15 protein-coding genes are annotated in these 13,157 nt (G+C 56.8%); 8 read left to right on the forward strand and 7 right to left on the reverse strand.

From position 1 onward, the window contains the following. Positions 1-201: 201 nt before the first annotated feature. Positions 202-2,340 (forward strand): anaerobic ribonucleoside-triphosphate reductase, encoded by a 2,139-nt coding sequence (gene nrdD, locus ACR8BF_RS16645; protein WP_434745306.1) that lies wholly within the window; start codon positions 202-204, stop codon positions 2,338-2,340. Beyond that, entirely contained in the window at positions 2,337-2,804 is a 468-nt protein-coding gene (gene nrdG, locus ACR8BF_RS16650; RefSeq protein WP_179897405.1) for an anaerobic ribonucleoside-triphosphate reductase-activating protein, read from the forward strand. Before nrdD ends, nrdG begins: the two co-directional genes overlap by 4 nt. Here the strand turns inward: nrdG and ACR8BF_RS16655 are convergent. Continuing rightward, complete coding sequence (locus ACR8BF_RS16655) at positions 2,796-3,431, reverse strand: NAD-dependent epimerase/dehydratase family protein (protein ID WP_292986382.1); 636 nt, start codon at positions 3,429-3,431, stop codon at positions 2,796-2,798. The two genes, nrdG and ACR8BF_RS16655, sit on opposite strands and share 9 nt — an antisense overlap. 146 nt (positions 3,432-3,577) lie before the next feature. On the opposite strand from ACR8BF_RS16655, the gene ACR8BF_RS16660 reads away from it, so the two are divergent. Continuing rightward, the gene (locus ACR8BF_RS16660; RefSeq protein ID WP_179897402.1) at positions 3,578-4,099 is read left to right on the forward strand and encodes a type 1 glutamine amidotransferase domain-containing protein; all 522 of its coding nucleotides are present in this window, start codon (positions 3,578-3,580) and stop codon (positions 4,097-4,099) included. A 35-nt stretch (positions 4,100-4,134) separates the two neighbouring features. On the opposite strand, the gene ACR8BF_RS16665 is transcribed toward ACR8BF_RS16660, so the two are convergent. Continuing rightward, entirely contained in the window at positions 4,135-4,563 is a 429-nt protein-coding gene (locus tag ACR8BF_RS16665; protein WP_292986385.1) for a YhbP family protein, read from the reverse strand. A gap of 75 nt (positions 4,564-4,638) precedes the next feature. On the opposite strand from ACR8BF_RS16665, the gene ACR8BF_RS16670 reads away from it, so the two are divergent. Then, positions 4,639-4,932: a GIY-YIG nuclease family protein gene (locus ACR8BF_RS16670; protein ID WP_179897398.1), complete on the forward strand. Its 294-nt coding sequence runs from the start codon at positions 4,639-4,641 to the stop codon at positions 4,930-4,932. Here ACR8BF_RS16670 and ACR8BF_RS16675 read toward each other — a convergent pair. Then, on the reverse strand, positions 4,916-5,422 hold the full coding sequence (locus ACR8BF_RS16675) for a GNAT family N-acetyltransferase (protein WP_434745307.1): 507 nt from the start codon (positions 5,420-5,422) through the stop codon (positions 4,916-4,918). The two genes, ACR8BF_RS16670 and ACR8BF_RS16675, sit on opposite strands and share 17 nt — an antisense overlap. Beyond that, positions 5,416-5,940, reverse strand: coding sequence for a ubiquinone anaerobic biosynthesis accessory factor UbiT (ubiT, locus tag ACR8BF_RS16680; protein ID WP_434745952.1), 525 nt, complete (start codon positions 5,938-5,940; stop codon positions 5,416-5,418). Before ubiT ends, ACR8BF_RS16675 begins: the two co-directional genes overlap by 7 nt. Before the next feature lie 204 nt (positions 5,941-6,144). On the opposite strand from ubiT, the gene ubiU reads away from it, so the two are divergent. The 3 genes from ubiU to ACR8BF_RS16695 all read left to right on the forward strand — a co-directional run bounded on the left by ubiU (position 6,145) and on the right by ACR8BF_RS16695 (position 9,159). Continuing rightward, positions 6,145-7,140, forward strand: coding sequence for a ubiquinone anaerobic biosynthesis protein UbiU (gene ubiU / locus ACR8BF_RS16685; RefSeq protein ID WP_434745308.1), 996 nt, complete (start codon positions 6,145-6,147; stop codon positions 7,138-7,140). Between the two features lie 9 nt (positions 7,141-7,149). Next, the gene (locus ACR8BF_RS16690) at positions 7,150-8,028 is read left to right on the forward strand and encodes a U32 family peptidase (protein WP_434745309.1); all 879 of its coding nucleotides are present in this window, start codon (positions 7,150-7,152) and stop codon (positions 8,026-8,028) included. Between the two features lie 120 nt (positions 8,029-8,148). Beyond that, positions 8,149-9,159: a luciferase-like monooxygenase gene (locus ACR8BF_RS16695; RefSeq protein ID WP_179897392.1), complete on the forward strand. Its 1,011-nt coding sequence runs from the start codon at positions 8,149-8,151 to the stop codon at positions 9,157-9,159. On the opposite strand, the gene ACR8BF_RS16700 is transcribed toward ACR8BF_RS16695, so the two are convergent. Next, complete coding sequence (locus tag ACR8BF_RS16700; RefSeq protein ID WP_314984840.1) at positions 9,160-10,080, reverse strand: AraC family transcriptional regulator; 921 nt, start codon at positions 10,078-10,080, stop codon at positions 9,160-9,162. It abuts the gene before it with no gap. 175 nt (positions 10,081-10,255) lie between these two features. Between ACR8BF_RS16700 and ACR8BF_RS16705 the strand changes: the two genes are divergently transcribed. Then, positions 10,256-11,002, forward strand: coding sequence for an SDR family NAD(P)-dependent oxidoreductase (locus tag ACR8BF_RS16705; protein WP_179897388.1), 747 nt, complete (start codon positions 10,256-10,258; stop codon positions 11,000-11,002). A gap of 56 nt (positions 11,003-11,058) precedes the next feature. On the opposite strand, the gene ACR8BF_RS16710 is transcribed toward ACR8BF_RS16705, so the two are convergent. Continuing rightward, positions 11,059-12,999, reverse strand: a complete 1,941-nt coding sequence (locus tag ACR8BF_RS16710; protein ID WP_179897386.1) for a DEAD/DEAH family ATP-dependent RNA helicase — start codon at positions 12,997-12,999, stop codon at positions 11,059-11,061. 16 nt (positions 13,000-13,015) lie between these two features. Further along, complete coding sequence (gene yrbN / locus ACR8BF_RS16715) at positions 13,016-13,072, reverse strand: protein YrbN (RefSeq protein WP_098053093.1); 57 nt, start codon at positions 13,070-13,072, stop codon at positions 13,016-13,018. Positions 13,073-13,157 lie beyond the last annotated feature (85 nt).

Genomic DNA, 13,157 nt, shown 5'->3' on the forward strand with positions numbered 1-13,157 from the left:
TTAAAGTTGCTGCTCGCCGATCTGCCAGTTAATCCCGCAGGAAACCGGAACCAGAACCCGTTTTTTTACATCCGTCGGAATTTTCTACCGGGTTGAGCCTTCCTTGTTTCAGGTCAAATCAGAGCACATTAATTCTCAGCAATCACTACATGTAGGGATTAGAATCCTCCTGACCCCTATATGTAGTTCATGGAGAAAGAGATGGCGACGGTGGTAATCAAGCGTGATGGATGCCGGACAGGCTTCGATGCGCAGCGTATTGAGCAGGCCGTGGTGGCGGCAGCACAGGCAGCAGAGGTCGACGACGGGGCCTGGTGCGCCCAGGTTGCTGAACGCGTTGCATTGCGACTGGCCGATCGTCCGGAGGTGGATATCCGGGAGATTCAGTGTGCAGTGGAAGAGACGCTGATGGCGGGTCCTTATCCGCAGCTGGCGCGCGCCTATATTGAATACCGCCACGATCGCGATGTCGCCCGCGATCGTCAGAGCCAGTTGCATCACGCCATTCGCGGTCTGGTCGATCAGACCAACGCGGCGCTGCTGAATGAGAATGCCAACAAAGACAGCAAAGTGATCCCGACGCAGCGCGACCTATTAGCCGGGATCGTGGCGAAGCACTACGCACAGCAGCAGATCCTGCCGCGCGATGTGGTGCTGGCGCACGAACGCGGCGAGATCCACTATCACGATCTCGACTACTCCCCCTTCTTCCCGATGTTCAACTGCATGCTGATCGATCTGAAAGGCATGCTGACCAACGGCTTCAAAATGGGCAATGCTGAGATCGAGCCGCCTAAATCGATCGCCACCGCCACCGCCGTCACGGCGCAGATCATTGCGCAGGTCGCCAGCCACATTTACGGCGGCACCACCATTAACCGTATTGATGAAGTGCTGGCCCCGTTTGTTGAGCAGAGCTATGCCCGGCATCTGGCGATCGCTGAGCAGTGGCAGATCCCGCAGGCAAAGCAGTATGCACGCCAGCGTACGGAAAAAGAGTGCTACGACGCTTTTCAGTCGCTGGAGTATGAGGTGAACACCCTCCACACCGCCAATGGCCAGACGCCTTTTGTCACCTTTGGTTTTGGTCTGGGGACGGACTGGGCGGCTCGGCTGATTCAGCAGTCGATTCTGCGCAACCGGCTGGCGGGGCTGGGCAAAAATCGCAAAACAGCGGTGTTCCCTAAGCTGGTGTTCAGCATTCGTGAAGGTGTTAACCGCCGGGAAGGCGACGTTAACTACGACATCAAGCAACTGGCACTGGAGTGTGCCAGCAAGCGGATGTATCCCGACATTCTTAATTACGATCAGGTGGTGAAAGTCACCGGCTCGTTTAAAACCCCGATGGGCTGCCGCAGCTTCCTGGGCGTTTATGAAGAGAACGGCGAGCAGATTCATGAGGGCCGCAACAATATCGGCGTGATCAGCCTGAATCTGCCGCGTATCGCGCTGGAAGCAGGCGGTGATGAAGCGCGTTTCTGGACGCTGCTCGATGCGCGCCTGCTGCTGGCTAAGCGAGCGCTCATGACGCGGGTCGCGCGGCTGGAGAAAACCAAAGCACGTGTCGCGCCCATCCTCTATATGGAAGGCGCCTGTGGCGTCCGGCTGAATGCGGATGATGAAATCGGTTCTATTTTCCGCAATGGCCGCGCGTCGCTGTCGCTGGGCTACATCGGCCTGCACGAAACCCTGAATGCCCTCAGCGGCGGTCATCAGCATCCTTACGATGACGCGGCACTGCGCGCCAAAGGTGTGGAAATTATCGCCTATATGCGTGATGCCACTGAGCGCTGGAAAGAAGAAACCCGTTACGGCTTCAGCCTTTACAGTACGCCGAGTGAAAATCTGTGTGACCGCTTCTGCCGTCTTGATGCGGCGCAGTTTGGCCTGGTGCCGGGCGTCACCGACAAGGGGTATTACACCAACAGCTTCCATCTCGACGTTGAGAAGAAGGTCAATCCTTACGACAAAATCGACTTTGAAGCACCCTATCCGCCGCTGGCGAATGGCGGCTTCATCTGTTACGGCGAATACCCGAATGTGCAGCACAATCTCAAAGCGCTGGAGGATGTCTGGGATTACAGCTATGACCGCGTGCCCTATTACGGCACTAACACACCGATTGATGAATGCTACGAGTGCGGCTTCAACGGCGAGTTCACCTGTACCAGCCGGGGCTTTACCTGCCCGAATTGCGGCAACCACGATCCGGCGCGCGTCTCTGTCACCCGACGGGTCTGTGGCTATCTGGGCAGTCCGGATGCGCGGCCTTTTAACGCCGGTAAGCAGCAGGAAGTGCAGCGCCGTGTTAAACATCTGGCAGAAGGACCGCTGGGATGATGCATATCCATCGCTACTACGATGTGGATATCATTAATGGCCCTGGCACCCGCTGCACGCTCTTTGTCGCCGGTTGCGAACATCAGTGTCGCGGTTGCTACAACCAGAGCACCTGGCGGCTTGACTCCGGCATGCCCTTTACGCTTGAGATGGAGGAGCAACTGCTGGCGGATTTGCAGGATACGCGCATTCCGCGCCAGGGATTATCGCTGAGCGGCGGCGATCCGTTGCATCCGCATAACGTGCCGCACATCCGCCGTCTGGTAAAACGGGTGCGGCAGGCGTGTCCCGAAAAAGATATCTGGCTCTGGACCGGTTACCGGATGCAGGAGCTGAATGCGGCGCAGCGCGCGGTGCTGGCCTATCTCGACGTGCTGATCGATGGTCGCTTTGTTGAAGAGGAAAAGGATGCCACGCTGCAATGGCGCGGCAGCCGGAATCAGATTATCTGGCAGTTACGCTGAGTGACGCGGGATGTCGCCCGACGCAATGATATTGACGCTCTCACCTCCCTGAGTGAAAGCCTGCTGGTGCAGACAGCGTGCCACGTCGCGCGCGTGCACTGCCCGCCAGTTGCCCGGCAGCAGCGCGAAAAGCGGTCCCGCCAGGCTTTCACCGCCGCGTTTCTGTGCACGATCCCCCAGCAGCAGTGAAGGCCGCACCAGCGTCAGGCGCGGCCAGCCCTGATGGCGTAGCGCATTCTCCATTTCGCCTTTGACGCGATTATATAAAAACGGTGAGTGGCGACTGGCCCCGTGCGCACTGACCACCAGCATCTGCTTCGCCCCCAGACGTAATCCGCATAGTCCACTGTCCACCACCAGGGTGTAATCGACGTGGATAAAGGCCTGTTTGCTGCCCGCCTGCTTACGCGTGGTGCCGAGGCAGCAGAACACCGTATCCAGCGCACTCTCCAGCGGCCCCAGCACATCGGTGAGATCGGCTTCAACCGGATTCACCACTTTGTGCATCACAGGCAATGCCCGGCGGGTGGGTGCGATGATCTCATCGACTCGCTCGTCCTCAATCAGTAAGCGCAGCAGATGCGACCCGACTAAGCCGGTGGCACCGGTCAGTAATACGCGGTTCATCTCAGATTCGTCCTTATTTCACTGCTTATAGGTTAAAAGATAGCTGATCTTAGCGGGCTGGCTTGCGTTCTCACTCTTAGCGACCAGGCTTATAGCGTCATCCGGATAGCGCGCCTTGCGCTCCACTCGTTTTAAGGAGGAAAAAAATGAGCAAGAAAGTGGCGGTTTTGATTACCGATGAATTTGAAGACTCAGAATTTACCTCACCTGCGGAAGTTTACAAACGCGCTGGTTTTGAGGTGGTTACCATCGAGAAACAAGCCGGTAATGTCGTTAAAGGCAAGAAAGGCGAAGCGGAAGTGACCATCGATCGTAGCATTGATGATGTCAGCCCTGCAGAATTTGACGCCCTGTTGCTGCCAGGCGGTCATTCACCTGATGCCCTGCGCGGTGACGACCGTTTCGTCGCCTTTACTAAAGAGTTTGTTGCCAGCGGCAAGCCCATTTTTGCCATTTGCCACGGGCCACAGTTGCTGATCAGCGCGAATGGCGTTCGCGGTCGCAAGATGACCACGGTTAAAGCCGTTGCCATTGACCTGATTAATGCCGGTGCTGACTTCCATGATAAAGAAGTGGTGGTAGACGGCGATAAGCTGGTCACCAGCCGCACGCCGGACGATTTACCGGCCTTTAACCGCGAATCCCTGCGGATCCTCGAAGCGCTGTAAACCCGATACGCCCTTTTCAGCTGAAAGGGGCGTTTCTATTTTTCCCGCACCCAGGCAATTTTCTTGCCGAATCCCAGCGCATTATCCGTCATCTTCACCTCATCCAGCTCAATCTCCCACAGCGGTGCCGACACTTTGCGTGAGACCGGAAAACGTTTCTGGTAAGCGGCTCTGGCGATCTGCTCTGTTGACTCTTCCAGCCGTTTGACATGGCCACGATACTGCACGCCTTTAATCAGCAGCACGCTTCTGGGCTGGCCATTGACGGTGCCCGCCACCTGGGGATTCTGCACCATCAACTCGCCGTGGCGGGTATCGGGTTCGGTCATAATCCAGAAGACCATGCGCGTCTCATCAAACACGTAGTAGCAATTAGCACACCAAAGATGATCGTCGGCGGTACAGCAAAGTGAAAGCACGTGCTGCTTTCTAAGGTAGCGAACCAGATGGGCGTGATCGGACAAGATAAACTCCTGGCGATGCATCGGAGCGTGAAGCGCGCTACACTGCCCGGCACCTTTTTTTGGAAAATGATAGCGATGAGTCAGCAGTGGCAACTCTACCTCGTCCGGACGGCGAAGGGGAGCCTGTACACCGGCATCACCACGGATGTGGAGCGTCGGGTCGCTCAGCACCAGAGCGGACGTGGCGCACGAGCGCTACGCGGCAAAGGTCCGCTGGACCTGGTGTTTCACTGTGCAGCGGGCGATCGTGCCAGCGCCTCCAGGCTGGAGTATCAGGTTAAGCAGTTAAGCCGCCAACAGAAATTACTGCTGGTGGCGGCTCAGCCGATCAGTCTGGAGAGCTGGCTGAGTATTACAGCTGGCGATTAAAGGGTTCGGCGTAGTCGATCTGCCCTTCCGCGCCATCATAAGCATTATCCGCCAGACGGTAGACCTGGAACGTTGCCTCTGTTCCCGGCCAGCGACTGCGCAGACCGTAGCGTGCCGCCGGTTCAAAACCAAAACGGTTGAACAGCGCCGGATCGCCCAGCACGACGACTGCGCTGTAGCCAAATTCATTGAGCGTATCCAGCCCCTCATAAATCAGCTTGCTGGCCAGACCCTGGCCGCGCAGCGTCTCATCGACCGCCAGCGGTACCAGAGCCACCCAGCCGCGATCTTCACCCTGAACGCTGACGGGACTGAATGCGGCGTAACCCAGCACCTGCCCTTCCTCATCAGTGGCGACCACGCCTAGCGTCAGCAAGCCATCTTCGCGCAGCGCCTGAATCAGTTCCGCCTCTGCTGAAGTACTGAAGCAGCGTCTGAGCAGTACGTCGATGCCCGCAGCATCAACACCAATTTCGCTACGGATCAACATGCGGCACCTGCGCGCGCCTGTGTGGCCTTCGCGTCCTGTTTCATGCCGGCATCAACAAATGCCGCCATTTGTTCAATTGCCGAGCGTAACGCGGTGGGCATAGCCTCGGGTTCAATAGCATCCATTACGTTCTTCACCTCAAGTCCCAGTTCAGTGTCACCTTCAATCACCAGCCGGCGTTGAAAGAACAGCATGTCGGGATCTGCTTTACGTGCTGCCACCAGCAACAGATCATTGGCATTGCCCCGAAACCAGACATCCGCTTCGGACTGTTGCAATACCGCCAGTCGGCCGTCCTGCAGCGTGGTGATCCATTGCAGATTGAGATCGGCAATTTCAATACCCAGCAGGCGACCATCCAGAAAGTCTAACTCACCTTCAGCCAAAGCATGGCGAAATTGCCAGTTTAAGAGTTGTTGCAGAAGCAACTTTTTGACTGGGAATGGGGTGAACGCAGCGGGTAACCCTAAGATTTTAGGACCGTTTTTCACACAATGGGCATGTATCCGCTCTAACACTTTCATCACTCCCTTCAGAAAATTTTACGTATATTGCCATATCCGTTTCGGCGCGCCTCCTCTGAGATCAATAAAAATCACTGCTGGCAGAGGGAAAAAAGTGCCGCCAGGACGGATGAACTGGGATTTTTCTGCCCCAAATCAACACTCTTGCCGGACCAGATGCCTAGACTCGACGCCCATCGCATGTTGAGAGGAACACCTATGGAACTGCTCTGCCCGGCAGGAAACTTACCCGCAGTGCGCACCGCCGTAGAGAATGGCGCGGATGCGGTCTATGTGGGGCTGAAAGATGACACCAATGCCCGTCACTTTGCGGGCCTGAACTTCACCGATAAAAAGCTGGCTGAAGCGGCGCGCTATCTGCATCAGCATCGCCGCAAACTGCATGTGGCGATCAATACGTTTGCCCATCCGGATGGCATGGGACGCTGGCAGCGGGCGATTGATGTGGCGGCGCAAAACGGCGCCGACGCGCTGATCCTGGCCGATATTGCCACGCTGGAGTATGCCGCGAAGAATTATCCCCAGGTTGAACGTCATCTCTCTGTCCAGGCTTCGGCGACCAATCTGGAGGCGATTCGATTTTACCATCGCCATTTCAATCTGCAGCGGGTGGTGCTGCCGCGCGTGCTATCGATCCATCAGGTTAAACAGCTGGCGCGCAGCACGCCAGTGCCGCTGGAGGTGTTCGCCTTTGGCAGCCTGTGCATTATGGCGGAAGGCCGTTGCTACCTCTCTTCCTGGCTGACCGGAGAATCGCCGAATAGCGCGGGAGCCTGCTCCCCGGCGAAGTTTGTGCGCTGGCAGCAGACGCCGCAGGGCATGGAGTCGCGTCTTAATGAAGTGCTGATTGATCGCTACGCGCCCGATGAAAGCGCGGGTTATCCGACGCTATGCAAAGGACGGTATGAAGTTAACAGCAAGCGCTATCACGTGCTGGAAGAGCCCACCAGCCTCAACACTCTGGAGCTGCTGCCGGAGCTACTGCGGGCAGGCATCGCCTCGGTGAAAATCGAAGGCCGTCAGCGCAGTCCTGCCTACGTCGCTGATGTGGCGCGCGTCTGGCGTCAGGCGATCGATCGCTGCAAAGCCCAGCCGGAACATTTTGACGTCGCGCCGCAGTGGATGCAGACGCTGGGCAATCTCTCTGAAGGCACGCAAACCACGCTGGGTGCTTATCACCGTGAATGGCAATAAGGAGTCTTGATGCAATATGCCCTTGGGCCGGTGCTCTGGTACTGGCCGACCAATACGCTGGAGGATTTCTACCAGCAGGCTGCCCGCAGTAGCGCAGATATTATCTATCTCGGTGAAGCGGTGTGCAGTAAACGGCGCGCCACGCCCTATGCCCGCTGGATGGATCTGGCTCGGGAAATGGCAGCCAGCGGCAAACAGGTGGTGCTGAGCACGCTGGCGCTGCTGCAGTCGCCCTCTGAGCTGAAAGAGCTGCAGCGTTACGTTGAGAACGGTGAGTTCCTGATTGAAGCCAATGATATCGGCACGGTCAATATGGCCGCGGGGCGCCATCTGCCCTTTGTCGCCGGACCGACACTGAATGTTTATAACGCCGATACGCTGCAGTTGCTGGTCAAAGAGGGTATGACGCGCTGGTGTATGCCGGTGGAGATGTCGCGTGACTGGCTGCTGCAGCTGCTGCAGCAGTGTGAGACGCGGGGTATCCGTCAGCAGTTTGAGGTGGAGGTACTGGGCTATGGCCATCTGCCGCTGGCGCTCTCGGCACGCTGCTTCACTGCCCGCTCGGAAAACCGCGCGAAAGATGACTGCGAAACCTGCTGCATCAACTACCCCACAGGCCGTCGCGTTAATTCTCAGGAGGGACAGCAGGTGTTCGTCCTCAATGGCATTCAGACCATGAGCGGCTACTGTTATAACCTGGGTAACGATCTGGCAGGCATGCGCGATCAGGTCGATTGCGTCAGGCTCTCTCCGCAGGACGTTACGACGCTTGCTGAGATAGACCGTTTCCGTGCCAATGAAAACGGTCAGGCACCGATAATGGTCGCGAAAGGCAGCGATTGTAACGGTTACTGGCGCAAACTGGCGGGTATGACGCTGGTATCCTGAGTAAAAGCACATACCGGCTATATTCCTGCCCAGGTTAGCAGTTTTAATAGGTGGAATGATGCGTAATACTTAATGGTGCAGGCCTTCATTTAATGCCTGCGTCATACAACGGGAGTAGTCATGTCTGATAAAAAACCTCTTCGCCTGTCCGTGCTCGATCTCGCGCCGATTCCACAGGGTGCGACCGCGCGGGACGCGTTTCACAATTCACTTGCGCTGGCGCGTCAGGCTGAAAAACTGGGTTTCGAACGCTACTGGCTGGCTGAACATCACAACATGACAGGGATTGCCAGCGCCGCGACGTCGGTGCTGATTGGCTATCTGGCGGCGAATACCGAGACTCTGAAGCTGGGCTCTGGCGGCATTATGTTACCTAACCATGCGCCACTGGTGATCGGTGAGCAGTTCGGCACGCTGGCTTCTCTCTATCCCGGCCGTATCGACCTCGGCTTAGGCCGTGCGCCAGGTTCAGACCAGCGCACCATGATGGCGCTGCGCCGTCATCAGGCCAACATGCACATCGACACGTTTCCTGAGGATGTGGCTGAACTGATTAACTGGTTCGATGCGGAAGCAGATGCGCCGTTGCCTGTGCAGCCGGTCCCCGGTCTGGGCCTGAAGATTCCGGTCTGGCTGCTCGGCTCCAGCCTTTACAGTGCACAGCTGTCAGCAAAAATGGGCCTGCCGTTTGCGTTTGCCTCCCATTTTGCACCTGACCAGCTGTTCCAGGCATTGCACGTTTACCGCGAGAACTTCCAGCCATCGGCGCGTCTCGACAAGCCTTATGCCATGGTCTGTATTAACGTGGTCGCTGCTGACAATGAGCGTGATGCGCGCTTCCTGTTTACCTCGCAGCAGCAGCAGTTTATTAACCTGCGCCGCGGCAAACCGGGTCCGTTACCGGCTCCGGTTGAAAACATGGATAACCTCTGGTCGCCGTCAGAGCAGTATGGCGTTCAGCAGGCACTCAGCATGTCGCTGGTCGGCGATACCGACAAGGTGCGTCATGGACTCGCCTCACTGATGCGTGAAACCCAGGCAGATGAAATTATGGTCAATGGTCAGATTTTTGACCGCGACGCGCGCCTGCGCTCTTTTGCGATTGCGATGGAAGCAGCGAATACCCTGTAATCAGTTTTGCGGTGAGCGGATAATATCCGGGCTCACCGCCAGCTGACGACTATCCCTGGCCGGAGATTGCCCATACAGGCGGCGATACTCCCGGCTGAATTGCGATGCACTCTGATATCCCACCCGATAACCTGCCGTCCCGGCATCCAGCTTTTCCACCATCATAAGACGTCTCGCCTCATTCAGCCGCAGTTGTTTCTGGTATTGCATTGGCGTCATGGCCGTAACGGCTTTGAAGTGATGATGCAGCGAAGAGATACTCATGCCGACACTGCTGGCGAGCTGATCGATCTTCAGCGGCTGATGAAAATTCTCTCGCAGCCAGCGGGCAGCCTGCGCCACCCGATTGCCCGGTCGCTCAGAAAGCGCCATGTTCAGGATGCGTGAACCTTCCGGCCCGGTCAGCAGCCGGTAGAAAATCTCCTGCTCAATAAGGGGCGCCAGGGCCTCAATATCTTCCGGGTGCTCAAGCAGACGCACCAGCCGAAGGACCGCATCCATCAGCAAAGGTGAAACCTTATGCACGGTGACGCCGCGTTCATTAGGCGCTATCGCCAGCGGTAGCGCCGGGGGAAACTGTTCCAGGTAGCGCCTCAGCCGGGATTCATTGATGGCAATACCCACTCCCAGATTTGGCTTTTCCTGCGTGGCGGCGGTAACGCAGGCGCGCACCGGCATATCCAGCGTCACCAGCAGCAAGTCACCCGGCCCATAGTGCAGCACCTCATCACCAATATGCAGCGCCTTACCGCCCTGGGCCACCAGCGCAAAGCTGGCCCATTGAGCAAAGTGCATCGGCTCCGTCGGAGATGAAACCCGGCCAAAAAACAGACAATCTATGGCACTGGCATGCCGGCCATCCTCCGGAGCATGACGGGCAATTAACTCTGCCAGCGCCTGCCACTTGTCACTCTCTTGCACTCTGCTCTCTCCCTCCTGCTCTCTGTGCTGATATTACCTGACGCCAGGCGGAATGCCTGTCCTGTTACGGCACTTTTGCAGGATTGTGCAAAAAGCTTGCAGGATTGCGCTACCCGCTTTTCAGCACCAGCGCGCATAGTCTTTCGACGCAATCATTACGGCGGAGAATGACATAATGAAAGCACTGCAGAACAAAATCGCACTGGTGACCGGCGCGTCGAAAGGTATAGGTGCGGCGATTGCTATCGCCTTTGCCGCAGCGGGCGCGCGCGTCGTGGTCAATTATCGTCAGGATGAAGTGGGAGCTGCTGATGTAGTCAGCGATATCGTCACCCTGGGCAGTGAAGCCGTAGCAGTACAGGCCGATATCTCTCGCCTGCGGGATGTGGAACGGCTGTTCGCCACCACTGCAGACTGTTTCGGCGCACCGGACATTGTGGTGAACAATGCGGGCAGTTTTCATCACGGCGAGTTTGAGGCGCTGACCCCGGAGGAGATGCAGCAGCAGATTAACGTTAACCTGCTCGGCACGTTAATGGTCTGTCAGCAGGCGATTCGTCACTTCCCCGCGCATGGCGGCAGCATTATTAATCTCAGCGCCCTGAACAGTAAAAACAGTACGCCCGGTTCCGTACTCTGGGCCGCCACCAAAGGCGCGGTGGATACGCTGACCCAGGGGCTGGCGCGCGAGTTGGGTGCCAGAAATATCCGTGTTAACGCCCTGGCTCCAGGAATGATCCTGACCGAGGGACTGCTGGCTGCAAAGAGGATGAGCCCGCAGCTCAAAGCGCAACTGCTGGCGGCTACGCCGCTGGGGCGATTTGGTCTGCCGGAGGATGTGGCGCAGGTGGCGCTGTTTCTGGCATCTGAGGAGTCTGCCTATGTCAGCGGCGAGCGCGTGATGATCAGCGGCGGTGCCTGACAGGCATAAAAAAAAGGGAAGCCAGTGGCTTCCCTTTTCGTTACGACGTTAAGTCGTTATGCATCACGACGACGTGGAGCGGCGGTAGCGCCCTCTTCACGACGTGGACCACGGCTACCTTCACGGTTAAAGGTACGACCGCCGCCTTCACGACCACCTTCACGGCGTTCAGAAGAGAAGCGACGACCACCTTCACGGTTGGCTGCACCTGGACCACCAGCGCCTGGACCGCTGCGACGCTCAGCGCCAGCACCGGCTGGACGGCGATCACCACGGCCTTCATTTGGCAGCGCATCACCCAGTAACTGCATATTCATCGGTTTGTTCAGAATACGTGTACGGGTAAAATGCTGCAGGATGTCGCCTGGCATGCCTTTCGGCAGTTCGATGGTTGAATGCGTACCGAACAGCTTGATGTTACCGATGTAACGGCTGCTGATGTCGCCTTCGTTAGCGATAGCGCCAACGATATGACGAACTTCAACACCATCATCACGGCCTACTTCGATGCGGTACAGCTGCATTTCGCCAACGTCACGACGTTCGCGACGTGGACGATCGCCATCACGGCTTTCACGATTTTCACGCGGAGCACGAGAATCGCCACGCGCTTCACGGCTGTCACGACGGCCATCACGCTCGTCACGATCGCGGTATTCGCGACGTGCAGGACGTGGTGCTTCCGGTGGCAGAATCAGAGGACGTTCGCCCTGTGCCATCTTCAGCAGTGCGGCTGCCAGTGATTCCAGATCCATTTCGTCTTCTGGCTGCATTTTAGCCAGCAGAGCACGGTACTGATCCAGATCGCTGCTTTCCAGCTGCTGCTGGACTTTAGCAGCAAACTTAGCCAGACGACGCTCACCCAGCAGTTCTGCGTTAGGCAGTTCGACTTCAGGAATAGTCAGCTTCATCGTACGTTCGATGTTGCGCAGCAGACGACGCTCACGGTTCTCAACGAACAGCAGCGCACGGCCAGCACGGCCAGCACGACCGGTACGGCCGATACGGTGAACGTAAGATTCTGCATCCATCGGGATGTCGTAGTTCACAACCAGACTGATACGCTCAACGTCCAGGCCACGGGCCGCAACGTCGGTTGCAATCAGGATGTCGAGACGACCATCTTTAAGGCGCTCCAGCGTCTGCTCGCGCAGTGCCTGGTTCATGTCACCGTTCAGCGCTGCGCTGTTGTAGCCACTACGCTCCAGCGCTTCAGCCACTTCCAGTGTTGCGTTTTTAGTACGCACGAAGATGATGGCAGCATCAAAGTCTTCAGATTCCAGGAAGCGAACCAGGGCGTCAGTTTTACGACCATAAGCAGTCCAGTAGCTCTGGCTGATATCAGGACGTGTAGTCATGCTTGACTGGATACGCACTTCCTGCGGATCTTTCATGAAGCGTTTGGTGATACGACGAATTGCTTCCGGCATAGTTGCAGAGAACAGCGCAGTCTGATGACCGGCTGGAATCTGTGCCATGATGGTTTCAACGTCTTCGATGAAGCCCATACGCAGCATTTCATCAGCTTCATCCAGCACCAGGCCGCGCAGGTTAGACAGTTCTAACGTGCCGCGTTTCAGGTGGTCAAGCAGACGACCAGGCGTACCTACAACAACCTGAGGTCCCTGACGCAGTGCACGCAGCTGCACGTCATAACGCTGGCCGCCGTAGAGGGCAACCACGTTCAGGCCACGCATGTGTTTAGCGAATTCGGTAATTGCTTCAGCAACCTGTACCGCCAGTTCGCGGGTAGGTGCCAGCACCAGGATTTGAGGTGCTTTAACAGTTGGGTCAATGTTGTTTAACAGCGGCAGAGAGAAAGCCGCAGTTTTACCACTCCCGGTCTGCGCCATGCCTAACACGTCACGGCCCGCCAGCAGGTGAGGAATACACTCAGCCTGGATTGGGGATGGCTTTACGTAGCCCATGCCATTCAGTGATTCAAGGATGTCGGCGTTCAGGCCAAGGTCAGCAAAAGTGGTTTGGATATCAGTCATGTAGTACACGTGCCTCTTAGATTGCGGCGGCCAGTCTACATAACTCGTCGTGAAAACTTTCAGTCATTTTCATCAAAAAGTGTGAACCGGCTCAAATTAGAAGTTTTGACGAACAGAAAAGCCTTCATCCTTTAAGATGATGACTTAACAGGTTTTAC

It is taken from the genome of Candidatus Pantoea rara (assembly GCF_051136265.1).
GTDB lineage: Bacteria > Pseudomonadota > Gammaproteobacteria > Enterobacterales > Enterobacteriaceae > Pantoea > Pantoea rara.

What these genes read in the sequence shown, in the direction of transcription:
- ACR8BF_RS16675 (WP_434745307.1), bottom strand. Translation starts at nt 5,422, where the DNA reads ATGTTGATCCGTAGCGAAATTGGTGTTGATGCTGCGGGCATCGACGTA.
- ACR8BF_RS16670 (WP_179897398.1), top strand. Translation starts at nt 4,639, where the DNA reads ATGAGTCAGCAGTGGCAACTCTACCTCGTCCGGACGGCGAAGGGGAGC.
- ACR8BF_RS16695 (WP_179897392.1), top strand. Translation starts at nt 8,149, where the DNA reads ATGTCTGATAAAAAACCTCTTCGCCTGTCCGTGCTCGATCTCGCGCCG.
- ACR8BF_RS16710 (WP_179897386.1), bottom strand. Translation starts at nt 12,999, where the DNA reads ATGACTGATATCCAAACCACTTTTGCTGACCTTGGCCTGAACGCCGAC.
- nrdD (WP_434745306.1), top strand. Translation starts at nt 202, where the DNA reads ATGGCGACGGTGGTAATCAAGCGTGATGGATGCCGGACAGGCTTCGAT.
- ACR8BF_RS16655 (WP_292986382.1), bottom strand. Translation starts at nt 3,431, where the DNA reads ATGAACCGCGTATTACTGACCGGTGCCACCGGCTTAGTCGGGTCGCAT.
- ACR8BF_RS16690 (WP_434745309.1), top strand. Translation starts at nt 7,150, where the DNA reads ATGCAATATGCCCTTGGGCCGGTGCTCTGGTACTGGCCGACCAATACG.
- ACR8BF_RS16660 (WP_179897402.1), top strand. Translation starts at nt 3,578, where the DNA reads ATGAGCAAGAAAGTGGCGGTTTTGATTACCGATGAATTTGAAGACTCA.
- nrdG (WP_179897405.1), top strand. Translation starts at nt 2,337, where the DNA reads ATGATGCATATCCATCGCTACTACGATGTGGATATCATTAATGGCCCT.
- ACR8BF_RS16705 (WP_179897388.1), top strand. Translation starts at nt 10,256, where the DNA reads ATGAAAGCACTGCAGAACAAAATCGCACTGGTGACCGGCGCGTCGAAA.
- ubiU (WP_434745308.1), top strand. Translation starts at nt 6,145, where the DNA reads ATGGAACTGCTCTGCCCGGCAGGAAACTTACCCGCAGTGCGCACCGCC.